26 protein-coding genes and 2 pseudogenes are annotated in these 24,260 nt (G+C 52.1%); 25 read left to right on the top strand and 3 right to left on the bottom strand.

Going from position 1 to position 24,260, the window contains the following annotated elements; genetic code table 11:
* Positions 1-17 precede the first annotated feature (17 nt).
* The 7 genes from flgG (at position 18) to FFT88_RS06040 (ending at position 6,593) form a co-directional block, all read left to right on the top strand.
* Positions 18-803 carry a flagellar basal-body rod protein FlgG gene (gene flgG / locus FFT88_RS06010; protein ID WP_135404375.1) on the top strand — a complete coding sequence of 262 codons (786 nt, stop codon included), beginning with the start codon at positions 18-20 and terminating at the stop codon, positions 801-803.
* Positions 804-1,006: 203 nt separating this feature from the next.
* On the top strand, positions 1,007-1,672 hold the full coding sequence (gene flgH / locus FFT88_RS06015) for a flagellar basal body L-ring protein FlgH (RefSeq protein ID WP_135404376.1): 666 nt from the start codon (positions 1,007-1,009) through the stop codon (positions 1,670-1,672).
* A 14-nt stretch (positions 1,673-1,686) separates the two neighbouring features.
* Positions 1,687-2,787 carry a flagellar basal body P-ring protein FlgI gene (locus tag FFT88_RS06020; protein ID WP_135404377.1) on the top strand — a complete coding sequence of 367 codons (1,101 nt, stop codon included), beginning with the start codon at positions 1,687-1,689 and terminating at the stop codon, positions 2,785-2,787.
* Positions 2,787-3,086 carry a rod-binding protein gene (locus FFT88_RS06025; RefSeq protein ID WP_000867179.1) on the top strand — a complete coding sequence of 100 codons (300 nt, stop codon included), beginning with the start codon at positions 2,787-2,789 and terminating at the stop codon, positions 3,084-3,086. The genes FFT88_RS06020 and FFT88_RS06025 overlap by 1 nt, the downstream gene beginning before the upstream one ends.
* A 192-nt stretch (positions 3,087-3,278) precedes the next feature.
* The gene (flgK, locus tag FFT88_RS06030; protein WP_135404378.1) at positions 3,279-4,655 is read left to right on the top strand and encodes a flagellar hook-associated protein FlgK; all 1,377 of its coding nucleotides are present in this window, start codon (positions 3,279-3,281) and stop codon (positions 4,653-4,655) included.
* Between the two features lie 14 nt (positions 4,656-4,669).
* The gene (gene flgL, locus FFT88_RS06035) at positions 4,670-5,599 is read left to right on the top strand and encodes a flagellar hook-associated protein FlgL (protein ID WP_135404379.1); all 930 of its coding nucleotides are present in this window, start codon (positions 4,670-4,672) and stop codon (positions 5,597-5,599) included.
* A 16-nt stretch (positions 5,600-5,615) separates the two neighbouring features.
* Positions 5,616-6,593 carry a flagellar hook-associated protein gene (locus FFT88_RS06040; protein ID WP_135404380.1) on the top strand — a complete coding sequence of 326 codons (978 nt, stop codon included), beginning with the start codon at positions 5,616-5,618 and terminating at the stop codon, positions 6,591-6,593.
* A 301-nt stretch (positions 6,594-6,894) separates the two neighbouring features.
* Here the strand turns inward: FFT88_RS06040 and FFT88_RS06045 are convergent, their stop codons facing one another.
* The gene (locus tag FFT88_RS06045; protein WP_135404381.1) at positions 6,895-7,746 is read right to left on the bottom strand and encodes a winged helix-turn-helix domain-containing protein; all 852 of its coding nucleotides are present in this window, start codon (positions 7,744-7,746) and stop codon (positions 6,895-6,897) included.
* A gap of 482 nt (positions 7,747-8,228) precedes the next feature.
* Between FFT88_RS06045 and lafA the strand changes: the two genes are divergently transcribed.
* From lafA to prfH, 15 genes and pseudogenes are all read left to right on the top strand, one after another.
* Positions 8,229-9,143: a lateral flagellin LafA gene (lafA, locus tag FFT88_RS06050; RefSeq protein WP_000949083.1), complete on the top strand. Its 915-nt coding sequence runs from the start codon at positions 8,229-8,231 to the stop codon at positions 9,141-9,143.
* Positions 9,144-9,347: 204 nt separating this feature from the next.
* Positions 9,348-10,664 carry a flagellar filament capping protein FliD gene (gene fliD, locus FFT88_RS06060; protein ID WP_135404382.1) on the top strand — a complete coding sequence of 439 codons (1,317 nt, stop codon included), beginning with the start codon at positions 9,348-9,350 and terminating at the stop codon, positions 10,662-10,664.
* 22 nt (positions 10,665-10,686) lie between these two features.
* A complete protein-coding gene (gene fliS / locus FFT88_RS06065; protein WP_038355497.1) occupies positions 10,687-11,079 on the top strand; it encodes a flagellar export chaperone FliS in 393 nt (130 codons plus the stop codon).
* Positions 11,080-11,083: 4 nt separating this feature from the next.
* A complete protein-coding gene (locus FFT88_RS06070) occupies positions 11,084-11,395 on the top strand; it encodes a flagellar protein FliT (RefSeq protein WP_135404383.1) in 312 nt (103 codons plus the stop codon).
* A complete protein-coding gene (locus FFT88_RS06075; protein ID WP_135404384.1) occupies positions 11,392-12,453 on the top strand; it encodes a flagellar hook-length control protein FliK in 1,062 nt (353 codons plus the stop codon). The genes FFT88_RS06070 and FFT88_RS06075 overlap by 4 nt, the downstream gene beginning before the upstream one ends.
* A 7-nt stretch (positions 12,454-12,460) precedes the next feature.
* Complete coding sequence (locus FFT88_RS06080) at positions 12,461-12,928, top strand: flagellar basal body-associated FliL family protein (RefSeq protein ID WP_130218410.1); 468 nt, start codon at positions 12,461-12,463, stop codon at positions 12,926-12,928.
* Between the two features lie 19 nt (positions 12,929-12,947).
* The gene (locus FFT88_RS06085; RefSeq protein ID WP_135404385.1) at positions 12,948-13,664 is read left to right on the top strand and encodes a FliA/WhiG family RNA polymerase sigma factor; all 717 of its coding nucleotides are present in this window, start codon (positions 12,948-12,950) and stop codon (positions 13,662-13,664) included.
* Between the two features lie 12 nt (positions 13,665-13,676).
* The gene (gene motA / locus FFT88_RS06090) at positions 13,677-14,540 is read left to right on the top strand and encodes a flagellar motor stator protein MotA (RefSeq protein WP_001169519.1); all 864 of its coding nucleotides are present in this window, start codon (positions 13,677-13,679) and stop codon (positions 14,538-14,540) included.
* A 2-nt stretch (positions 14,541-14,542) separates the two neighbouring features.
* Positions 14,543-15,466, top strand: a complete 924-nt coding sequence (gene lafU, locus FFT88_RS06095) for a putative lateral flagellar export/assembly protein LafU (RefSeq protein ID WP_135404386.1) — start codon at positions 14,543-14,545, stop codon at positions 15,464-15,466.
* A gap of 70 nt (positions 15,467-15,536) precedes the next feature.
* Positions 15,537-16,592, top strand: a complete 1,056-nt coding sequence (gene dinB, locus FFT88_RS06100; protein ID WP_135404387.1) for a DNA polymerase IV — start codon at positions 15,537-15,539, stop codon at positions 16,590-16,592.
* 51 nt (positions 16,593-16,643) lie between these two features.
* Positions 16,644-16,937 (top strand): type I toxin-antitoxin system antitoxin YafN, encoded by a 294-nt coding sequence (yafN, locus tag FFT88_RS06105; RefSeq protein WP_135404388.1) that lies wholly within the window; start codon positions 16,644-16,646, stop codon positions 16,935-16,937.
* A 2-nt stretch (positions 16,938-16,939) separates the two neighbouring features.
* Positions 16,940-17,338 (top strand): type II toxin-antitoxin system mRNA interferase toxin YafO, encoded by a 399-nt coding sequence (gene yafO, locus FFT88_RS06110; protein WP_001263491.1) that lies wholly within the window; start codon positions 16,940-16,942, stop codon positions 17,336-17,338.
* Between the two features lie 9 nt (positions 17,339-17,347).
* A complete protein-coding gene (locus tag FFT88_RS06115) occupies positions 17,348-17,800 on the top strand; it encodes a GNAT family N-acetyltransferase (protein ID WP_135404389.1) in 453 nt (150 codons plus the stop codon).
* A 318-nt stretch (positions 17,801-18,118) separates the two neighbouring features.
* A pseudogene (locus FFT88_RS06120) lies at positions 18,119-18,322 on the top strand (RtcB family protein); the annotation flags it as partial.
* Positions 18,321-18,842: pseudogene (gene prfH, locus FFT88_RS06125) on the top strand (peptide chain release factor H); the annotation flags it as partial. The pseudogenes FFT88_RS06120 and prfH, both read left to right, overlap by 2 nt.
* Before the next feature lie 56 nt (positions 18,843-18,898).
* Here prfH and pepD read toward each other — a convergent pair.
* Positions 18,899-20,356 (bottom strand): cytosol nonspecific dipeptidase, encoded by a 1,458-nt coding sequence (pepD, locus tag FFT88_RS06130; protein WP_001293009.1) that lies wholly within the window; start codon positions 20,354-20,356, stop codon positions 18,899-18,901.
* 260 nt (positions 20,357-20,616) lie between these two features.
* Here pepD and gpt point away from each other — a divergent pair, with 260 nt between their 5' ends.
* The 3 genes from gpt (at position 20,617) to crl (ending at position 22,871) form a co-directional block, all read left to right on the top strand.
* On the top strand, positions 20,617-21,075 hold the full coding sequence (gene gpt / locus FFT88_RS06135) for a xanthine phosphoribosyltransferase (protein WP_001291990.1): 459 nt from the start codon (positions 20,617-20,619) through the stop codon (positions 21,073-21,075).
* Positions 21,076-21,167: 92 nt separating this feature from the next.
* The gene (frsA, locus tag FFT88_RS06140; RefSeq protein WP_130218398.1) at positions 21,168-22,412 is read left to right on the top strand and encodes an esterase FrsA; all 1,245 of its coding nucleotides are present in this window, start codon (positions 21,168-21,170) and stop codon (positions 22,410-22,412) included.
* Between the two features lie 57 nt (positions 22,413-22,469).
* Positions 22,470-22,871, top strand: coding sequence for a sigma factor-binding protein Crl (gene crl / locus FFT88_RS06145; RefSeq protein WP_135404391.1), 402 nt, complete (start codon positions 22,470-22,472; stop codon positions 22,869-22,871).
* A 100-nt stretch (positions 22,872-22,971) separates the two neighbouring features.
* Here crl and phoE read toward each other — a convergent pair whose 3' ends face one another.
* On the bottom strand, positions 22,972-24,027 hold the full coding sequence (phoE, locus tag FFT88_RS06150; protein ID WP_130218396.1) for a phosphoporin PhoE: 1,056 nt from the start codon (positions 24,025-24,027) through the stop codon (positions 22,972-22,974).
* Positions 24,028-24,260 lie beyond the last annotated feature (233 nt).

The raw sequence follows: 24,260 nt of genomic DNA on the forward strand, positions 1-24,260 counted from the left end.
ACACGGAATTTACCACCATGAACGCAGCATTATGGATCAGCAAAACCGGCCTCTCGGCGCAGGATGCTGAAATGAGCGCGATTGCCAACAACATCGCCAACGTTAACACCACTGGCTTTAAGCGCGACCGGGTGATGTTTCAGGATCTGTTTTACCAGACCCAGGAAGCGCCGGGCGCGATGCTCGACCAGAACAACATCATGCCGACCGGGCTGCAATTCGGTAGCGGCGTGCGCATTGTCGGCACTCAGAAAACCTTTACCGAAGGCAACGTCGAAACCACCGACAACGCGATGAATGTCGCCATTATGGGGCAGGGATTTTTGCAGGTGCAAAAGGCCAACGGTGATATCGCCTATACCCGCGACGGCAATTTGCAGGTGAACGCCGATGGCGTACTAACCAACTCGCAGGGCTTGCCGTTGCAGCCTGAAATCGACGTTCCGGCGGGGGCGACCAGCGTCGCGTTTGGTGAGGATGGCACGGTGACGGCGATCTTACCCGGCGACAGCGACGTGACCGAGTTAGGGCAACTGACGCTGGTGAACTTCGCCAACCCGGCGGGGCTTTCTGCTGAAGGCGACAACCTTTATCTGGAAACCGCCGCCAGCGGTCAGCCGACCGAAGGTGTGCCGGGCGAAGATGGGCTTGGCACTTTGCAGGACAACGCGCTGGAAGGATCGAACGTGGACATCGTCAACGAAATGGTGGCGATGATTACGGTGCAACGCGCGTACGAGATGAACGCCAAAATGGTGTCGGCGGCGGACGATATGTTGCAGTACATCAGCCAGACGCTGTAAGGCGAAATGTCGGATGCGACGCTGACGCCCTTCCAGGCACGATAAGCGAGTGGACGGTGCACATAGTTTGGTTGATTAACCGTTAATAAACTGTCCACACGCGCATCGGGCAATGTGCACATGCTTGTTGTCGGATGCGACGCTGACGCGTCTTATCCGACCTACAAGAGCACATAACTCACTGTATTTAAAACAGGCAGAACGTGAAAAATTATCTCTGGCTGGTGGCGCTGCTTCCCCTGCTTAGCGGGTGTGAATCGCAGGCCATTCTGGTCAAAAAAGACGACGCATACTTTGCGCCACCAACCACCGAAGCGCCGCCTCCGGCAGACGGGCGTGCCGGGGGCGTGTTTGAAACCGGCTACAACTGGTCGCTGACCGCCGACCGGCGGGCTTATCGCGTGGGCGATATTCTGACGGTGATCCTCGAAGAATCCACCCAGTCGAGCAAACAGGCGAAAACCAACTTCGGCAAAAACAACACTGTCGATATTGGCGCGCCGACGATTTTTGGTCACACCAAAGATAAGCTTTCCGGTTCCATCGACGCCAACCGCGACTTTGACGGCAGCGCAACTTCCCAGCAGCAGAACAGCCTGCGCGGGGAGATCACCGTTTCTGTACATGGTGTGCAGCCTAACGGCATCCTGGAAATTCGCGGCGAAAAATGGCTGACCCTCAACCAGGGCGATGAGTACATCCGCTTAAGCGGCCTGGTGCGCGCCGACGATATCCAGAACGACAACTCGGTTTCCTCCCAGCGGATCGCCGATGCCCGCATCTCCTATGCCGGACGCGGCGCGTTAAGCGACGCCAACGCCGCAGGCTGGCTGACGCGGCTGTTTAACCATCCTCTGTTCCCGATTTAATGCCGGAGAGTGCAATGCAAAACTGGATAAAAACGGTGGTGGTAGCCGTAAGCCTGACGCTGCCCGGCGTGGCGCTGGCGCAATCGCTGGAGTCGCTGGTCAATGTACAGGGCGTGCGCGAAAACCAACTGGTCGGCTATAGCCTGGTGGTGGGCCTCGACGGCACTGGCGATAAAAATCAGGTCAAATTCACCAACCAGACCATCACCAATATGCTGCGCCAGTTTGGCGTGCAATTGCCGAATAAAATCGACCCGAAGGTGAAAAACGTCGCCGCAGTGGCGGTGAGCGCCACGTTGCCGCCGATGTACTCGCGCGGGCAGACCATTGATGTCACCGTTTCGTCGATTGGTGATGCGAAAAGTATTCGCGGCGGCACCTTGTTGCTGACCCAGCTGCACGGCGCGGATGGCGAAGTTTATGCCCTGGCGCAGGGCAGCGTGGTAGTCGGCGGGATGAACGCCACCGGGGCCAGCGGTTCGAGCGTAACGGTTAATACGCCAACCGCTGGGTTAATTCCCAACGGCGCGACGGTGGAGCGCGAGATCCCCAGCGATTTTCAGATGGGCGATACAATCACCCTCAACCTGAAACGTCCGTCGTTTAAAGACGCTAACAACATTGCGGCGGCGATTAACGCCTCGTTTGGCGGCATTGCCACCGCGCAGAGTTCCACCAACGTTACCGTGCGCGCGCCCACCAGCCCCGGCGCGCGGGTGGCGTTTATGTCGCAACTGGACGATGTACAGGTGCAGGCGGAGAAAATCCGCGCCCGCGTGGTGTTTAACTCGCGTACCGGCACGGTGGTGATGGGCGATGGCGTTGCGCTACACGCGGCGGCGGTGTCGCACGGCAGTTTGACCGTCTCGATTAACGAAACCAGCAACGTCAGCCAGCCGAATGCCTTTGCAGGCGGGCGCACGGCGGTAACGCCGCAGAGCAATATCGCGGTGAATCATGCCCGCCCTGGCGTGGTGAGTTTGCCGGAGTCGAGCAACCTGAAAACGCTGGTCAATGCGTTGAACAGTTTAGGCGCAACACCGGATGACATTATGTCGATTTTGCAGGCGCTGCATGAAGCGGGCGCGCTGGATGCCGATCTGGAGGTGATCTGATGAAAGTTAACGCCAGCGGCGGGATTGACGGCAGCGATGCGTTAATGGGGCCGAAGGTTCAGGCCAATGATATCAAGCAGGCCGCGGAACAGTTTGAGGCGATTTTTTTACGCAACATGCTCAAAGAGATGCGTAAAACCAACGAGTTGTTCGATTCGAAAGATAACCCGTTTAACAGCGATTCGGTGCGCATGATGCAGGGGTTTTATGACGATGAGTTGTGTAACACCCTGGCGCAGCAGCACGGGATTGGGATTGCGGCGATGATTGTGAAGCAGTTGTCGCCGAAGCATAAATGAGCTTCGGCGTTCGGTGCACGATGCCTGATGCGACGCTGTCGCGTCTTATCAGGCCTACGAGTCCGCGCATATTTTTATGTTTGCGCCCGTATGTACGCCGCATCCGGCGTTCGGCACCCGGTTTACGGGAACTTAAGAATCCCCATCTTCACGCCGCTTTTAACCGGCACGATTTACCGGTAAGGATCCAACATGGACATGATTAACATCGGCTACAGCGGCGCATCAACCGCGCAGGTGGAGCTGAACGTCACGGCGCAAAACACCGCTAACGCCATGACCACGGGCTACACCCGTCAGGTGGCGGAGATCAGCACCATCGGTGCCAGCGGCGGTTCGCCGAACAGCGCCGGTAACGGCGTACAGGTGGACAGCATTCGCCGCGTCTCCAACCAGTATCAGGTGAATCAGGTGTGGTATGCCGCCAGCGATTACGGCTATTACAGCACCCAGCAGGGGTATCTCAGCCAACTGGAAGCGGTACTAAGCGACGATAACAGCAGCCTGAGCGGCGGCTTCGATAACTTCTTCGCCGCCCTTAACGAAGCGACCACCAGCCCCGATGATTCCGCCCTGCGCGAGCAGGTGATCAGCGAAGCCGGGGCGCTGTCGTTGCGTATCGATAACACGCTCGATTACGTCGACTCGCAAAGCACGGAAATCATCAGCCAGCAGCAGGCGATGGTGTCGCAAATCAATACGCTCACCAGCGGCATCGCCAGCTATAACCAGCAAATCGCTCAGGCCGAAGCCAACGGCGATAACGCCTCCGCGCTGTACGACGCTCGCGATCAGATGGTGGAAGAACTCAGCGGGATGATGGATGTGCAGGTCAATATCGACGACCAGGGCAACTACAACGTTACTCTGCAAAACGGTCAGCCGCTGGTAAGCGGGCAGCAAAGCTCGACCATCGCGCTGGAAACCAATGCCGATGGCACGCCGACCATGTCGCTGACCTTCGCCGGCACCACCTCGACGATGACCACCGACACCGGCGGTTCATTAGGCGCACTGTTTGATTATCAAAACGATGTGCTGACGCCGCTGACTGACACCATCAACAGCATGGCGTCGCAGTTCGCCGATGCGGTCAACAACCAGCTGGCGCAGGGCTACGATCTCAACGGTAACCCCGGCGAGCCGCTGTTTATTTACGACGCCAGCAATGCCGATGGCCCGCTGACCGTTAACCCGGATATCACCGCCGATGAGCTGGCGTTTTCCAGTTCGCCGGATGAAAGCGGGAACAGCGACAACCTCCAGGCGCTGATCAACATCTCCAGCGAACCGCTGGAGATAGACAATCTTGGCAGCGTGACGGTTGGGCAGGCGTGCTCGTCAATCATCAGCAATATCGGCATTTACAGTCAGCAAAATCAGACGGAAGTCGATGCCGCGTCCAATGTCTATTCCGCAGCGCAAAACCAGCAGAGCAGCGTCAGCGGCGTCAGCATGGACGAAGAGGCGGTGAACCTCATCACTTATCAACAAATTTATGAAGCCAATCTGAAAGTCATTTCCGCCGGGGCCGAGATTTTCGATTCGGTGCTGGAAATGTGCAGCTAAGCGGGAGCGCGAGAATGCGAGTAACCACCCAACAAACCTACGTCTCGATGACGCAAAGTTTTAATAATCTCTCCAGCGATCTGGCGCATGTGGTCGAGCAGATGGCAACCGGCAAGGAAATTTTGCAGCCGTCGGACGATCCCATCGCCGCCACGCGTATCACCCAGTTGAACCGCCAGCAGTCAGCGATTGAGCAGTATCAGAGCAATATCGACTCCGCATCGGCGGGCTTAAGCCAGCAGGAATCGATTCTCGATGGCGTCAACAACAGCCTGCTGGCGGTGCGCGATGATCTGCTGGAAGCGGCGAACGGCACCAATACCGCTGATTCGCTCGCAAGCCTCGGGCAGGATATTCAGTCGCTCACCGAATCGATGGTCGCGGCGCTGAACTATCAGGATGAAGACGGGCACTACGTGTTTAGCGGCACTATCAACGACCAGCCGCCGATTGTGGCAGTGGACGACGACGGCGACGGCGTGACCGACAGCTACAGCTATCAGGGCAACAGCGATCACCGCCAGACTACCGTGTCGAACGGCGTGGAAGTGGACACCAACGTGGCGGCGAGCGATTTCTTCGGCAGCAATTTAGACGTGCTCAACACGCTTAATTCCCTGTCGCAGGAGCTGCAAAACCCGGACGTTGACCCGGCAGATCCGCAGGTGCAGAGCGATATTCAGAACGCCGTTGATGTGGTGGACACCGCTTCGGATGACCTCAACGCCTCGATTGCGTCGCTCGGCGAGACGCAAAACACCATGTCGATGCTGAGCGATGCGCAGACCGATATCTCTACCTCTAATGATGAGTTGATTGGTTCACTACAGGATCTCGATTACGGCCCGGCGTCGATCACCTTTACCGGACTGGAAGTGGCAATGGAAGCTACCCTCAAGACTTACTCGAAAGTGAGTGAGTTGAATTTATTCAGCGTTCTCTAACTCTTTCAGGAACAGTATGCAGGTCGGACTTACATCTTCATCACTCGCCACCGGCGGCGCGCATAGCGCTGCGGTATCGTCGTCAACCGTTGCGCCCACTCAGGCGGTGCGGCAAAAACTCCCGGCGACGGCGAGTGAATATCCGGCCTCGCCGCTGATTACCACTCGCCCGCAGCGTTACAGCGTACAGCTTAACGATCAGCTCACCACGTTGCAGCAGGCGGATCACTACCTCGGGCAACTGGAACAGCAGTTGCTCGATTATCGTCATAGCCAGCGTAAGGGCGGGCAGGCGCAGAGTTCAGCGCTGATGCAGATGCTGGACAAACGCACCGCGCTTTCCGGCGGCGCGGTGGACCGCCAGTTGCAGCCGGTGTTGCAGGGCGAAGCGCGAGTGAGCTTTCACTCGCCGGATCTGGCGAATCTGGTAAACAATCCCACGCCGGGAACGCGCATGTTCAGCGTCTCTGACGGGCGGCAGACCCAGCTTTCGGCGGTGATGCTGTCTGAGGATGACAGCGCTGGGCAGTACCAGACGCGGCTGACCAACGCCCTGCGCCGCGTGGGCGTGCAGATGCATCAAAACGCCGATGGTATAAGTTTCTCCACCACTGAAAAACAGTGGCCCAACATTGAAAGCACCTTAAGCGTGCGCACCGATGGTGATAAATCAGCGTTTATGCCACTAAAAACCTTTGCCGAACCGTCGCAGGCGGACCGCTTAGTGCAAAGCCTGCAACAGGGCGGAGCGGGGATTTCTCAGACGTTAGAAAGCATTAATCAGCAGCGTGCGCAGATGGCGGTACAGCAGGAAAAGGCGCGGCAGTTGATCGACGGCATGTCGCGCTTCCCGCAAACGGAAAACGCGGTGCAGGCATCGGAGAACCTCGGCGGCGTGCTCGATAGCGCCAATCATAACTATCAGGTTTTATTGCAGGCGGTGAACGGTCAGGCGCGAATTTCCAGCCAGACGGTGAGGAATTTATTGGGTTAGGGTTATTGAAAATCAATCAAATGAGGCTGTCGTAAAAAATCATTTCAGTGCAGAATATGCTATAACTCTGCGGGTTAAAAAAGGAATGAAATGGCCACTCTCAAGCAACTGATGGATAAGCAAAGCCCTGAAAGTCGTAGACGAATAATAAAAAAAGCGGAACGAATCCGGCAAACTGTCATTAATAAAAAGCAAGAGTTACCAATAACTAAAACTATCAGCAATTCCGATTGATTTCATTCGGGGGGCGTAGGCCGGATAAGACGCCTTTAGCGTCGTATCCGGCATATATTGGCACTCATCAGCACTTCTGCACAGTATTTAACAACTTCTCTAAATTCTGATACATCGCGCTATTAATATCACTATTCTGCCAGCTTTCCACATTAAACGTTAATTGCCAGCTACCGTTGCACTGGTTACGCAGAACGATATCACTCTCCAGTCGGTTACGAACATATTTATAATAGGTTGTCATGGTCATATTATGCGCTGACAATAAATTATCGAGTTTGTCTTTTCCTGGTGCGAGGGTTTGTGACAGTAACGGTATGGAATTATTTTCTTTTCCAGAACTAAGATGAAATATTTTTATTCTTGGGCTATTAACGGATTCTTTTACCAGTTGCGGGGCGTCAGGCGTATTTTTTATATGAGAATAGCCCACGGTCGAACCAACAAATATAACTGCCGCAATTAACGCTAACCCCATCAGTCCTTTATGTTTTTTTCTTCCCGTCACAGGTGGTGCTGTTGGCTGTATTTCTTCCGGAACAGGCGGCACAGTTTCCTGTACGTGATCGGTAATAATCATCTCTTCCGCAGGCGATGACTCCGGCAAAGACACATACTCTTTATTGCACAAGTAACCTTTTTTCGGGATGGTTTTGATAATGTTCTGTTGTTTGCCATCATCATCGATAGCAACGCGCAACGCATGGATCGCCGTCGGCAGACTGTTACCGCCGACAATGCGGTTCTTCCATACTTCGGCACATAAATAAGATCGCGATAAAACCACATCGGCATTTTTTGCTAATGTTTCCAGCAAAATAAAATGGTATTCGCCGAGACGACGTGTTTCACCCGTTTCGCAATGTATTAAGGCATTAAGCGACGGGTCCATCCGCCAGTTGTTGATAATAATACTCATGGTTGAGTTTACCTTAGCAAGGGATAAATGTTTCCTGATAGCACACTGCATAGAACAGTGTTTTATGCGTCCCTGAGAAGATGATTTGTTTACGTGATAATTAATATTTTATGGTAATAGGATTATTCCTAATCACTATGTGGTGGAATGTAACGAAATGGCGGGTCCGTCACAATAGTAAAATGTGTACTATTTGCAACGCAATGTAAGTTTTGGCATCAGTACATTGAGAAAAAAACGATTTTACTGAAAGTAATCTTAATCATATCAAGCAATTGATAACGACATATTTTGACACCTGGCCATGTGGCAGATATTGCTAATAATCTTTTTATCTGAATTTAACTTCTGCTTTTTTTAGCTAAAAGTGGCATCGGATAATATGTGGCGAAAAAATTTTAACGGCGATTTTAAGTTTGCTCCTTAGGTGTCGTTTTTACAGGGTATCGAAATGAAAACGATTAATCCCAAGGAGCAGTATCATGTTATCTATTAACACCAATAACGCCTCAATGGCCGCCGTTAATGCAATCAGCAAAAGCAGCTCTTCTCTGTCTACATCTATGGAACGCCTGGCGACAGGTAACCGGATTAACTCTTCTGCCGATGACGCCGCGGGCAAACAAATTGCTAACCGTCTGACTGCACAGTCCAGCGGTATGGGCGTGGCGCTGAGCAACATTAATGATGCCACCGCGATGCTGCAAACCGCCGACAGCATGTTCGATGAAATGTCTGACGTGCTGGGTCGTATGAAAGACCTGTCTACTCAGGCAGCGAACGGCACCTACAGCGATGACGACCTGCAGGCGATGCAGGACGAATACGACGAACTGGGCCAGCAGATGTCTGACATGCTGCAAAACACCACTTACGGCGGCACCAACCTGTTCGGTGTTTCCGGCACCAGCAACACCGGTACTGACGGCCTGTTCCAGAGCGCGGTAACTTTCCAGGTGGGCGCGGAATCTTCCGACACCATGACCGTGAACATTTCAAGCCAACTGAACACGCTGGTGACTGACCTTTCTGCTATCAGCAACTCCTTTAGTGCGGATCAGGCAGACACCACCGGCACTGCAGGCGTGTCTGGCGGTACTGAACTGACTGCGTCTGGCTCGGCTAACCAGATGATCACCAGCATTTCTACCGCGATGGATGATGTTTCGCAGATCCAGTCCAAGCTGGGTGCGTCTATCAACCGTCTGAACGACACGGCTAATAACCTGACCAGCATGCAGGACAACACCGAAGTTGCTATCGGTAACATCATGGATACCGACTACGCGACGGAAGCGTCCAATATGACCAAACAGCAAGTGCTGATGCAGACTGGTATCACCATGCTGAAACAGTCCAACAGCATGTCCAGCATGGTTTCCAGCCTGCTGCAGTAGTGCGGGATTGCCGGATGCGGCGTAAATGCCTTATCCGGCCACGAACAACACCGCCTGCGGGCGGTGTTGTGCTTTCTGCGGCAGACACTCTTCCGCCAGGCCGGAAACGCCATTTCCGCATGTTTTTCAATCTATTGATTATTCACATAAAAAATATTGGCACGCCTTTTGCCAATAACCTGACATCGTTATCCGGAGTCATCAATGATCAACCCAAGAACCATTGCGCAAGAAATCGCTTATGCAGATGTCGCCACTCAGGCAGCAAATTTGCAGGAGAAGCAAACGGAGCTGGATGCTGAAAGCAGCGGCCTGGACTCGCTCAGCTCGGCGTTGAGCGATTTCCAGAGCGCCGTCGATGCGCTGAACAGCGATACCGACGGCCCGGTGACGTTTGCCGCCACCAGCAATAATGACTCGGCAACTGTTTCCGCTAACTCGCAGGCGCAGGCGGGAAGCTACTCATTTTTCGTTGAGCAACTGGCGCAGGGGCAGCAAACCACGTTCAGTATGGGCGACGACGCTTTTTCCGCCACCGGCACTTTTGAACTGACGATGGGCGACAGCACCATGGATATCGATCTGTCGGCGGCGGATCAGAACGGTGATGGCGACGGTTTTATCGACGCCAGCGAACTGGTGAATGCGATTAACGACTCCGATGACAATCCGGGCGTGTCGGCGGCACTGGTAAAAACCGACGGCACCACCACGATTATGCTGACCTCAGACAGCACCGGGGCGCAGAGCGCGTTTTCGGTGAGCGTAACGGGGCATGACGCCAGCAACGATAGCGCCAGCGCGCCCGTTGCCACGGATGTTTCCTCCGCTCAGGACGCGATTATTCATCTCGGTAGCGCCACAGGGCCAGAGATCACCAACAGCAGCAATACGTTTGATGATGTGATCCCCGGCGTCACCATGACTTTCACCGAAGTCAGCGATTCTGACAGCGATCTCACCACCTTTAACATCAGCGAAGATTCCAGCGCCAGCCAGGAGAAAGTACAGACCTTTGTTGATGCCTATAACACCTTGATTGATACGGTTGATTCGCTGACCACTCACGGTGATGACAGTACCAGCGCCGGGGTATTTGCAGGCGACGCAGGACTCAGTTCTCTGGCGAACCAGCTCGATGACATCGCCCATGCCAGCTACAACGGCGTGTCGATTGTTGACTATGGCATCACCCTCGATTCTCACGGCCACTTACAGATCGACTCCGACCAGTTCAGCGACGAAATGGCGAAAAATCCTGATGGCCTGACGTCTATTTTCGTTGGTGACAACAGCATGGTGGCGCAGATGGACGACCTGATTAACACCTACACGGACTCCAGCAACGGCATCATCACCCTGCGCCAGCAGAACATTGACGATCAGATGAGCAAAATTCAGGACGAAGGCGATCAGCTGACCGATACCTATAACGCCAACTACGACCGTTATCTGGAGGAGTACACCAACACGCTGGTTGAGGTGTACACCATGAAAGCCAGCATGGCGGCATTCGCGTAATTCATAAGGAATATCCCTAAAGATGTATGAAGTACAGGATGGTTATTCGCAATACAAAGAGATCGATCTCGCGGCGCGTACTGCGGCGGCATCGCCTCTGGAACTGGTGCTGGTGCTGTTTTCTGGCCTGATGGACGAGCTGGAACGCGCCAAAAGCCATATTGAAGGGCGGCGTTTCGAGAAGAAAGCCCAGAGCATCAATAAATGCATCGACATTCTTAATGCGCTCACCAGTTCGCTGGAGTTTGAAACTGGCGGCGAGCTGGTGGTCAACCTTTCGCGACTCTATGACCACTGCGTTTACCGATTGTATGAAGCCAGCGGCGAACTGTCGGCAGAGAAAATCGATGAAGTGATGCTGATCTTAAGCAACCTGCGCGAAGGCTGGGAAGGGCTTTCGGGCAAGCTGGGTTAAGACGATGGAAAAACAACGCAGGCAACTTTTCGCGCTGGTTGAGGCGATGAATGAAGCCCTCGACAAGCAACGCTGGCGACGCCTTCCGGCACTGCATCAGCAGTTGATGCGCCAGTTTCACGATTACGCGGCGGCGGAAACCGACGCGGCGCAGTTGGATGCGGTGAAGGCGCGGCTGTATGACGCGTTTAATGCCCTGATTAAACGGCGCGAGCAGCGCGCAGAAGTGTTGAAGGCGCGTATGGAACAGCATCAGCGGCATCAGGAAGGCGTACTGGCCTACTCAATTGTTAATTTACTTTCGGAGAAGTCATGAATCCGGCATTGCTTGCCACGCTCGGAACGCTTGCGGAAACCGCTTCGTTGAAGGCGGATATTTTACCGCCGGTGAGCGGTGAAAACGCGCCCGCGTTTACCCTGCCGAAAATGGCGGTCGCGGCGGTGGCGGAGCGCGTTCATAGCGCTAAAACCAGTCAGCAACAGGCGACGCGCCCGCAGGAGAACGATCCGGTGGCGATGCAGGCGCTAATGGCGCTGTTACTTCCGCGATCTGCCGCGCCGCATCAGGACACGCCGCAGCCGCGAAACGTCGCAACATCGCCGGTTATCCAGCAATTGACGAAAGCGGTGGTGCAAAACGCGCCGCAACGCCCGACGCAACAGCAGGAACTCACGCCGTTGCCGCCGCAGTTGCAGGAACTGATCAGTCAGTTGCCGCAGGCGAAGCCCGAACAGCAGGCCAGATTAGCGACTTACGCCAGTGAAGATTTACATGCCATTGCGCCGACGCAGCCGCGCGTCTCAACACAGCCAGCTCGCCCGAAACCTGAACTAACCCGTGTGACCGTACGCCCGCAGGTCGAGCGTAAAACGGAAAAAGTAGCAGACAGCGAACCGGTTATTGCGCGTGCGGTGTTGCAGGTTAAAACGCCGGAGCTGGTCAGCGATCATCAGGAGATTGTCGCCAAACCAGCCACGCTTTCGATGGACGAACTGGGCGAAAAACTGACGACGCTGTTGAAAGATCAGATCCACTTTCAGCTCAACAAACAACAGCAGATCTCCACCATCCGTCTCGATCCACCGTCGCTTGGCAAGCTCGAGATCGCCGTACAACTCGACAACGGCAAACTGATGGTGCACATCGGCGCGAACCAAAGTGAAGTTTGCCGCGCGTTACAGCAGTTTAGCGACGATCTCCGCCAGCATCTGACGGCGCAAAATTTTATGGAGGTGAACGTACAGGTTTCCTCCGAAGGGCAGTCGCAGCAGCAACAACAGTCGGGCCATCAGCAGGAAGAGGTGAGTGCCGCCTTACAGCTTGATGATGCGCCTCAATTTCAACAGAACGAATCCGTTTTGATCAAAGTGTAAAGGCAATATGAAGAAAATCGTGGTGGCGGGCGTGGTCAGCGCCGTTCTGGCGTTGGTGGTGGGGGCCGGAGCTGGATGGAGTGTCTGGCATCATTATGCCGGAAAAGGAAAACCGACGGCCGTTGCACGGGCGGAAGCGGTGGAAACCCTGGATGAAAGCAAAAGCGTGTTTGTGACGTTGCCGGAAACCATTGTCACGCTGCATGACAACAACGGCGCGGACCATTATTTGTCGGCGGAATTAGTGATGGTGGTCGCCAGTGACAAAGAAGCGGAAAAAATAAAACATCAGGAGCCGCTGTATCAAAGTATTGCGGTTGAATGCCTGACGGAAATGAAATTTGAAGATTTGCGCGGCATGAAAATATCAGCCATCCGCAAACTGATTTCTGACGCGTTAAAGAAAGATCTTCAGCGTCGCAAAATGAGTGCACCGTATAAGGATTTGCTGGTGAAAAAAGTGGTCTTCCAGTAATCACCAGGCGGATATAAACATGCTACAGGACGTATTCGAGTCAGAAGAATTTGCTGCCGCGCCGGTATTAACCCCGCAGCAGGAGAGCCACTACTTGCAGGCCTATTTACCGTTGGTGCGTAAAGTGGTGCGACACCTTGCCCCGCAGTGTAATTGCATTATTGATCGTCAGGACATGGAACAAACGGCATTAATAGGGCTGCTTAACGCCATTCGCCGCTACGGGCTGCCGGACGAAGGTTTTGCGGGCTATGCCGTGCACCGTATTCGCGGCGCGATCCTGGATGAGCTGCGCGCTCTCGACTGGCGACCGCGCCAGCTGCGACAGAAATATCATCAGATGAAAGACCTGATTCGCGAAACGCGTAAAAAACTGGGGCACGAGCCTGAGTGGTCAGAACTGGCCGTGGAAGGGATCTCGCATGAAGATTATCTCGAATATCAGCAACTGGAAGGGGCGGAAACGCTCGCCAGCCTTGACGAACTGCTGAACGGCGAAGGGCCTGGCATTCCGCTTGCTGGCCGGGAACTGGAAGATCAGTTTGTCACCCAGCAAATGTTGCAACAGGCGCTTTCACAATTAAGCGAAAAAGAGCAACTGATCCTCTCCATGTATTACCAGCATGAGATGAATCTCAAAGAGATTGCGCTGGTATTAGGGCTAACTGAGGCCCGAATTTGTCAACTGAATAAACAGATCGCGCAGAAAATTCGTGATTTTGTCTATCCGAATTAAAGTGAAAAAATCATGCAAAAAATATTAGGTTTACTGGTGGTGCTCGGCTGCGTATTTGGCGGATATTTTGAAGCGGGCGGGCAATTAGTGGCTATCTGGCAACCGGCGGAGATGATCATTATTTTGGGCGCAGGTTTCGGGGCGATGATTATTGGTAATCCGAAACATGTGCTGAAAGAGATTGCCCATCAAATTAAAGGTGTGATCAGTAAAAAACAGCTCGGGCCGGAGTTTCAGCGCCAGCTATTAATGTGCCTGTATGAGTTGCTTGAAATGGTACAAAACGGCGGTCTGCGCATGTTGGATCAGCATATTGAGCAGCCGGAAGAGAGCACCGTTTTCCAGAAATACCCGTTGGTATTAACCCAGAAGCGGCTGGTGACCTTTATTGCCGATAACTTTCGCCTGATGGCGATGGGCAAGATTGACGCCCATGAACTGGAAGGCATTCTCGATCAGGAACTGGACACCGCGGAAGAGTCGCTGTTAACGCCATCGCGCTCGCTGCAACGTACCGCCGAAGCGATGCCGGGATTTGGTATTTGCGCGGCGGTGTTGGGCATCATCATCACCATGCAGTCGATTGATGGATCTATCGCCCTGATTGGCCTGAAAGTGGCGGCGGCGCTGGTGGGGACGTTTTTAGGCGTGTTTATCTGCTACTGCCTGATGGACCCGCTCGCCAACGCCATGGAACAACAGGCGCGGGCGGAACATTCTTTGCTGGAATGCGTGCGCACCGTGCTGGTGGCGCAGGCAGGCGGCAAACCGACGCTGCTGGCGGTGGACGCCGGGCGTAAGCTGCTGCATCTGGCGTCCAAACCGACCTTCGCTAACCTCGACGCGTGGGTGAATGCGATGCTGGAGCAAGAATAAGCATGAGAAAGACGGGTAACCGCCGCGAGCGTGGGGCAAAAACCACCATCGTCCGGCGGCAGATCAAAAAGAATCATGCCGGGCATCACGGCGGGGCGTGGAAGGTGGCGTTCGCCGACTTTACTTTGGCAATGATGGCGCTGTTTATGACGCTGTGGATTGTCAACAGCGTCAGTAAATCCGAGCGTGAAAGCATTATCGCCGCGCTGCACGGGCAGTCGATTTTCAATGGCGGCGGGCTGTCGCCGTTAAATAAAATCAGCCCGTCTCATCCGCCAAAACCTGCCACCGTGGCGGTGCCGGAAGAGACGGAGAAAAAAGTGCGTGACGTCAACGAGAAAACGGCGCTGCTGAAGAAGAAATCCGCCACCGAGCTTGGCGAGCTGGCAACCAGTATCAACACCATTGCCCGTGATGCACATATGGAAGCGAATCTGGAGATGGAGATTGTTCCCCAGGGATTACGCGTGCTGATTAAAGACGACCAGAACCGCAATATGTTTGAACGTGGCAGCGCGAAGATTATGCCGTTCTTTAAAACGCTGCTGGTGGAGCTCGCGCCAGTGTTCGACTCGCTCGATAACAAAATTATTATTACCGGGCATACCGATGCGATGGCCTACAAAAACAATATCTACAACAACTGGAACCTTTCGGGCGATCGCGCGCTTTCGGCTCGTCGGGTGCTGGAAGAGGCCGGAATGCCGGAAGATAAAGTGATGCAGGTGAGCGCAATGGCGGACCAGATGCTGCTGGATGCCAAAAATCCGCAAAGCGCGGGCAACCGGCGCATTGAGATTATGGTGCTGACCAAAAGTGCGTCCGATACGCTGTATCAATACTTTGGTCAGCATGGAGATAAAGTGGTGCAGCCACTGGTGCAAAAGCTGGATAAGCAGCAGGTGCTTTCGCAGCGAACGCGTTAAATGCTGAATCTTTACGCATTTCTCAAACCCTGAAATCACTGTATACTTTACCAGTGTTGAGAGGTGAGCAATGCGTAAAATCATTCATGTGGATATGGACTGCTTTTTCGCAGCGGTGGAGATGCGCGACAATCCCGCCCTGCGCGATATCCCTATTGCTATTGGCGGCAGCCGCGAACGTCGGGGGGTGATCAGCACCGCCAATTATCCCGCGCGTAAATTTGGCGTACGCAGCGCTATGCCGACAGGGATGGCGCTCAAATTATGCCCACATCTCACCTTGCTTCCGGGGCGCTTTGACGCCTACAAAGAAGCCTCAAATCATATTCGCGAAATTTTCTCGCGCTACACCTCGCGCATTGAACCGTTGTCACTGGATGAGGCTTATCTCGATGTCACCGATAGCGTCCATTGCCACGGTTCTGCGACCCTCATCGCCCAGGAAATCCGCCAGACGATTTTCTACGAGCTGCAACTGACGGCATCTGCGGGCGTTGCGCCGGTCAAGTTTCTCGCCAAAATCGCCTCCGACATGAATAAACCCAACGGCCAGTTTGTGATTACGCCGGCAGAAGTTCCGGCATTTCTGCAAACCTTACCGCTGGCAAAAATTCCCGGCGTAGGCAAAGTCTCGGCGGCAAAACTGGAAGCGATGGGGCTACGAACCTGCGGTGATGTACAAAAGTGTGATCTGGTGATTCTGCTTAAACGCTTTGGCAAATTTGGCCGCATTTTGTGGGAGCGTAGTCAGGGGATTGACGAGCGCGACGTTAACAGCGAACGGTTGCGAAAATCCGTCGGCGTGGAACGCACGATGGCGGAAGATATTCATCACTGGTCTGAATGTGAAGCGATTATCGAGCGGCTGTATCCGGAACTTGAACGCCGTCTGGCAAAGGTAAAACCTGATTTGCTGATCGCCCGTCAGGGAGTGAAATTAAAGTTTGATGATTTTCAGCAAACCACTCAGGAGCACGTCTGGCCGCGGCTGAATAAAGCTGACTTAATCGCCACCGCGCGTAAAACCTGGGATGAACGTCGCGGCGGGCGCGGTGTGCGGCTGGTGGGGCTGCATGTGACGTTGCTTGACCCGCAAATGGAAAGACAACTGGTGCTGGGATTATGATGTATACTATTATGTCTATTATAGTGTGCATTATTATGAGGGGATCACTGTATGCATCGAATTCTCGCTGAAAAATCGGTCAATATCACTGAGTTACGTAAAAACCCAGCTAAATACTTTATTGATCAACCGGTTGCGGTTCTTTCTAATAATCGCCCCGCAGGATATCTCTTAAGTGCCAGCGCATTTGAAGCATTAATGGACATGCTTGCTGAACAAGAGGAGAAAAAGCCCATAAAGGCGCACTTTCGTCCGAGTGCTGCAAGATTAGAGGAAATTACACGCCGCGCTGAACAATATCTTAATGATATGACGGATGATGATTTCAATGACTTTAAGGAATAAGGATGCGGGTATTCAAAACAAAACTTATTCGCCTGCAACTTACAGCAGAGGAACTTGATGCGTTAACGGCGGATTTTATTTCCTATAAGCGTGACGGTGTTTTGCCAGATATATTTGGTCGCGATGCACTCTACGACGACTCGTTTACCTGGCCATTAATCAAATTTGAGCGAGTTGCTCATATTCATCTGGCAAATGTGAATAATCCATTTCCGCCACAGTTGCGCCAATTCAGCAGAACGAATGACGAAGCGCATTTGGTATATTGTCAGGGTGCGTTTGATGAGCAAGCATGGTTGCTCATTGCCATTCTGAAGCCTGAACCTCATAAACTGGCTCGAGATAACAACCAAATGCATAAAATTGGAAAAATGGCAGAAGCGTTTCGCATGCGTTTTTGAATTTATATTATGAATAACATACAAATAAGAGATTATCAGCCTGGCGATTTTCAGCAACTATGCGCTATTTTCATTAGAGCGGTTACGATGACCGCCAGTCAGCATTATTCACCACAACAAATTGCCGCCTGGGCGCAGATTGACGAATCTCGCTGGAAGGAGAAACTCGCGAAATCACAAGTGCGGGTTGCAGTCATTAATGCAAAACTGGTCGGCTTTATTACCTGCGTTGAACACTATATCGATATGTTATTTGTTGACCCTGAATACACCCGCCGTGGGGTTGCCAGCGCTTTGTTAAAACCTTTGATTAAGTCTGAATCCGAACTTACGGTGGACGCAAGCATAACCGCAAAACCCTTTTTTGAACGTTATGGTTTTCAGACAGTTAAGCAGCTGCGCGTTGAATGCCGGGGAGCGTGGTTTATTAATTTTTATATGCGTTATAAACCGCAACATTAAATCCAGCTTGCAATGAAAATAACGCCCGACTAATATGTGCGCGTTTTCTTATTCCACAAACTGCAAGGAGGTAAATCATGACAAATCCTTTATCAATGACTCTTTGCAGACCTTTCCAGGATTAATTCTTTTTTTCTTGCCCTGGATTCGTCTGCCATTTCCTGATTTTTAATATTTATATACTCTAAATAATTCGAGTTGCAGGAAGGTGACAAGCGAGTGAATCGCCAGGAGCTTACTAAAGTAAGTGACTGGGGTGAACGAACGCAGTCGCAGTACATGCAACTTGAAGTATGACGAGTATAAATGGAATGGTACATGGGCAAATATATTCGTCCCTTATCCGATGCGGTATTTACCATCGCATCTGATGACCTGTGGATCGAGAGTTTAGCGATCCAACAATTACACACCACGGCAAATTTACCCAACATGCAGCGCGTAGTGGGGATGCCAGATTTACACCCCGGACGCGGCTACCCGATTGGCGCAGCGTTCTTCTCTGTTGGTCGTTTTTACCCGACAAGACGTCGCGGTAACGGTGCTGGAAACAGAAACGGGCCGCGACTCTGACACGCTGCGTTCGGCGCTGGTTTCTCTGGATGGCGACAACGCATGGGCGTTAAGCGAAAGTTGGTGTGGCACTATTCAGTGGATTTGTCCGAGTCCGTATCGGCCTCATCATGGGCGCAAAAACTGGTTTCTGGGCATTGGGCGTTTTACCGCTGATGAGCAGGAACAATCGGATGCGATCCGGTATGAGACGCTGCGTTCGTCGGGGCCGGGCGGTCAACATGTCAATAAAACCGACTCGGCAGTACGTGCCACGCATCTGGCTACCGGGATTAGCGTGAAGGTTCAGTCAGAGCGCAGCCAGCATGCTAACAAACGGCTGGCGCGATTGCTGCTTGCCTGGAAGCTGGAGCAGCAGCAACAGGAAAATAGCGCGGTGCTGAAATCACAGCGGCGAATGTTCCATCACCAGATTGAACGTGGCAACCCACGACGAACGTTCACAGGGATGGCATTTATCGAAGGATAATGAAGGATGAAACTGCCGGAAGGCGATTAAACGCCATCCGGCAGCAAATCAAATAATTACTTCGCCGGAATTTCTTTCAGCAGTTCAGTCAGCAGTGTCCAGTAATGACCTACGCTTTCGATGTGAACTTGTTCATCCGGAGAGTGTGGACCGGTGATTGTTGGCCCGATAGAAACCATGTCCATTTCCGGATACGGTTTTTTGAACAGACCACATTCCAGACCCGCATGGATAATCTGGATGTTCGGCGTCTTGTTGAACAGACGCTGATAGGTTTCACGTACCAGATGCATCACCGGAGAATTAGCGTCCGGCTGCCAGCCAGGATATGCGCCTTTCGCTTCGGTTTTCGCGCCAGCCAGTTTACCCAGCGAATCCAGCATGCTCACCACGTAGTCTTTACCGCTGTCGATCAGAGAACGGATCAGGCAGTGAATTTCTACGTTGTTGTCGGTCATGGTCACCACACCGACGTTCAGGGAGGTTTCAACCACACCTTTGGCTACATCGGAGTTACGAATCACACCGTTCGGGGTGGCGTTCAGCAGACGAATAAAGGTATCGCGAGATTTCGCAATCAGGGCAGCTTTATCGTTCGCAACAGAGTCCAGCAACAAGGCCAGATTTTTCTCTTTCTCTGCCAGCTCGTTTTTCAGGATCTCCTGATAGGTATTCACCAGAGATTTCAGTGCGTCGACTTTATCAGCTGCGACAGCGATGGTCGCAAAGGCTTCACGCGGGATGGCGTTACGCAGTGTGCCGCCGTTGAAGTCGATAAGACGCAGATCCAGTTCTTCCGCATGACCCGCCAGGAAGCGAACCAGCAGTTTGTTCGCGTTACCCAGGCCAACGTGGATTTCGCCACCAGAGTGACCGCCTTTCAGACCTTTTAAGGTTAACTTGAAGGTTTCAAAGCCAGCTGGAACCGCTTCACGATCTAAATGCAGGTTGGAGGTGAAGTCGATACCCCCCGCACATCCCATGTAGATTTCACCTTCTTCTTCGGAGTCGGTGTTAATCAGAATGTCAGCCTGCAACCAGTTGCTTTGTAAACCGAATGCGCCGTCCATACCGGCTTCTTCGGTCATAGTCAGCAGCACTTCCAGCGGGCCGTGAACCACGTTTTCGTCAGCCAGAACCGCCAGCGCAGACGCCATGCCAATGCCGTTATCTGCACCCAGCGTGGTGCCACGCGCTTTAACCCATTCGCCATCAATATAAGGCTGGATAGGATCTTTGGTGAAGTCGTGCACGGTGTCGTTGTTTTTTTGCGGCACCATATCGAGGTGAGCCTGCAGGACAACCGGTTTACGGTTTTCCATACCTGCGGTGGCAGGTTTACGAATCAGGATATTCCCCACTTGATCGCGTTCGACGTGGAAACCTTTTTCTTTTGCCCAACCTACAATGTATTCAGCGAGTTGCTCTTCATGATAGGACGGGTGAGGAATAGAACAGATTTTTGCAAAAATATCCCACAGCGGCTGTGGAGATAATTGAGACAGTTCAGACACGTTAAGTCTCCTTGTCGATCACCCGCAAAACAGTATTGCAGGTCACAGGGTTAGCAGAAAATGTTGTCAGCACAAGTCAGGCTTGCGAGATATGTTTGAGAATACCACTTTATCTAGCGACAGGTAGTAGCAGTGCGTAAAAAGACGCGGACTTATGTGAAATACTGGTTTTTAGTGCGCCAGATCTCTATAATCTCGCGCAACCTATTTTCCCCTCGAACACTTTTTAAGCCGTAGATAAACAGGCTGGGACACTTCACATGAGCGAAAAATACATCGTCACCTGGGACATGTTGCAGATCCATGCACGTAAACTCGCAAGCCGACTGATGCCTTCTGAACAATGGAAAGGCATTATTGCCGTAAGCCGTGGCGGTCTGGTACCGGGTGCGTTACTGGCGCGTGAACTGGGTATTCGTCATGTCGATACCGTATGTATTTCCAGCTACGATCACGACAACCAGCGCGAACTGAAAGTACTGAAACGCGCAGAAGGTGACGGTGAAGGCTTTATCGTCATTGATGACCTGGTAGATACTGGTGGTACTGCGGTTGCGATTCGTGAAATGTATCCTAAAGCACACTTTGTGACTATCTTCGCGAAACCGGCTGGTCGTCCTCTGGTAGATGATTATGTGGTTGATATCCCACAAGATACCTGGATTGAGCAACCGTGGGATATGGGCGTTGTGTTCGTTCCGCCTATCTCTGGCCGCTAACCTTTTCAACGCCTGGCACTGCCGGGCGTTGTTCTTTTTAACGTCAGGCAGGTTACAATAGCTTCCAGTAAGTATTCCTGGAGGTTGCATCCATGACACAGGCTAACCTGAGCGAAACCCTGTTCAAACCCCGCTTTAAACATCCTGAAACCTCGACGCTAGTCCGCCGTTTTAACCACGGTGCGCAACCGTCGGTGCAGTCGGCCCTCGATGGCAAAAATATTCCTCATTGGTATCGCATGATTAACCGCCTGATGTGGATCTGGCGCGGTGTTGATCCGCGTGAAATCCTCGACGTTCAGGCGCGCATTGTGATGAGCGATGCTGAACGCACCGACAATGATTTATACGATACGGTGATTGGCTACCGCGGCGGCAACTGGATTTACGAGTGGGCCACCCAGGCGATGGTGTGGCAACAGAAAGCCTGTGCGGAAGAAGATCCGCAACTCAGCGGGCGTCACTGGCTGCACGCAGCTACGTTGTACAATATTGCCGCCTATCCGCACTTGAAGGGCGATGATCTGGCTGAACAGGTACAGGCGTTGTCAAATCGCGCGTATGAAGAAGCTGCGCAACGTCTGCCTGGAACAATGCGGCAAATGGAGTTTACCGTTCCGGGGGGCGCGCCCATCACTGGCTTTTTGCATATGCCAAAAGGTGATGGCCCATTCCCGACAGTATTAATGTGTGGTGGTCTGGATGCGATGCAAACAGACTATTACTCCCTTTATGAGCGCTATTTTGCACCGCGCGGCATTGCGATGCTGACTATTGATATGCCTTCGGTCGGTTTTTCCTCAAAATGGAAACTCACCCAGGATTCCAGCCTACTGCATCAGCATGTCTTAAAGGCACTGCCTAACGTGCCGTGGGTGGATCACACGCGCGTCGCAGCCTTTGGTTTCCGTTTTGGTGCTAACGTTGCTGTACGCCTGGCTTATCTCGAGGCATCACGTTTGAAAGCGGTGGCCTGTCTTGGCCCGGTGGTTCACACTTTGCTGAGTGATTTTAAGTGCCAGCAACAAGTGCCAGAAATGTATCTTGACGTTCTGGCAAGCCGACTGGGAATGCATGATGCATCTGATGAAGCGTTGCGTGTTGAGCTGAATCGCTACTCATTAAAAGTGCAAGGATTGCTGGGGCGTCGTTGCCCAACGCCAATGTTATCAGGCTACTGGAAGAACGATCCGTTCAGCCCGGAAGAGGACTCACGCTTAATCACGTCGTCATCTGCTGATGGTAAATTGTTAGAGATTCCGTTTAACCCCGTGTATCGGAATTTTGACAAGGCGCTTCAGGAAATCACTGACTGGATCGAAAAGCGATTGTGTTAAAAATTTGCTAAATTTTGTCAATTTGGTAAAACAGTTGCATCACAACAGGAGATCGCAATGACGTTACCGAGTGGACACCCGAAAAGCAGATTGATCAAAAAATTTACCGCACTAGGCCCGTATATTCGTGAAGGTAAGTGCGAAGATAATCGATTCTTTTTCGATTGTCTGGCTGTATGCGTCAACGTGAAACCAGCGCCGGAAGTGCGTGAGTTCTGGGGCTGGTGGATGGAACTGGAAGCGCAGGAATCCCGTTTTACCTACAGTTACCAGTTCGGTCTGTTTGATAAAGCAGGTGACTGGACGCGTGTTCAGGTAAAAGATGCGGAAGTGGTTGAGCGACTGGAGCACACCCTGCGTGAGTTTCATGAGAAGCTGCGTGAATTGCTGACGACGCTGAATCTTAAGCTGGAACCGGCGGATGATTTTCGCGATGAGCCGGTGAAGTTAACGGCGTGAGTGAAATGTGCCGGATGCGATGTTAGAGCATCTCTTCCGGCCTGAAATATTGGTTTTCGTTGGCCGGATAAGGCGTTCACGCCGCATCCGGCAATATTCATTAAAACTGATACGTCATCCCAACCGCGACAATATCATCATTGTTGATATTCAGCTTATTATCACTATCCAGTTGATTGATTTTATAATCAACAAACGCTGACATATTTTTGTTGAAATAATACGTAGCACCGACATCGATGTAATTGACCAGATCTTCATCGCCGATTCCTTCAATATCTTTCCCTTTCGATAAGACATAACCCAACGACGGACGCAGACCAAAGTCGAATTGATATTGTGCGACCGCTTCAAAGTTCTGCGTCTTATTGGCAAAGCCGCCAGAGATTGGCGTCATTTTGCGTGTTTCAGAATAGAAGGTTGCGAGGTAAATATTATTAGCATCGTATTTCAGGCCCGTTGCCCACGCTTCTGCGCGCTTGCCCGTGCCACGGCTTTGCTGGTTTTGCTCGTTGGTGCGATCAGAGTTGGTATAGGCCCCACTGATGGCGAAATCGCTGCCGCCGAAGTCATAGGTTAACGAGGTGCCGAAGCCATCGCCATTCTGCTTTTTCACATCGCGATTTTCGTTTTTCCCTTGATATTGCAAGGTTAAATTCAAGCCATCGATAACGCCGAAGAAGTCGGTGTTACGATAAGTCGCCAGCCCGCTGGCGCGTTTGGTCATAAAGTTATCGGTCTGCGCCGAGGAGTCGCCACCAAATTCCGGGAACATATCGGTCCAGGCTTCCACGTCATACAACGCGCCCAGGTTGCGACCATAATCGAAAGAACCTAAATCTTTATATTTCAATCCGGCAAAAGCGAGACGTGTTTTTTGCTGTGCGGTATCGCTCTCTGCTTTATTACCAGCAAACTCTGCTTCCCAACGACCATAACCAGTCAGTTGATCGTTAATTTGTGTTTCACCTTTAAAACCAAAGCGGATATAACTCTGGTCGCCATCTTTACTGTCATTATCACTCATATAATGCATGGCTTTAACTTTGCCATAAATATCCAGTTTATTACCGTCTTTGTTATATACTTCTGCGGCCTGTACGGATGCAGATGCCACAATGCCCATCACCACTAATGCCAGAGTGCTCTTTTTCATTTTCATTCCTGATTTTAATTAACGCGCGAATATTCTTCGGGAGAGTCCCGTTGAAAACAGGAAAGTTTTTAACGTGAAATTGTTAAAGATATATTACAGCTTAATAATATTCTTAAAATGTGCTAATTTATTAAATCTGTAATAAAAGCGTAAACAACTGCCGTTACGCTTGCTGATCCCGCGCAACAAAACGCCATGCTTTGCTCGCAGATGGTTGGCAACCGACGACAGTC

It is taken from the genome of Escherichia sp. E4930, assembly GCF_005845405.1.
Classification (GTDB): Bacteria; Pseudomonadota; Gammaproteobacteria; order Enterobacterales; family Enterobacteriaceae; genus Escherichia.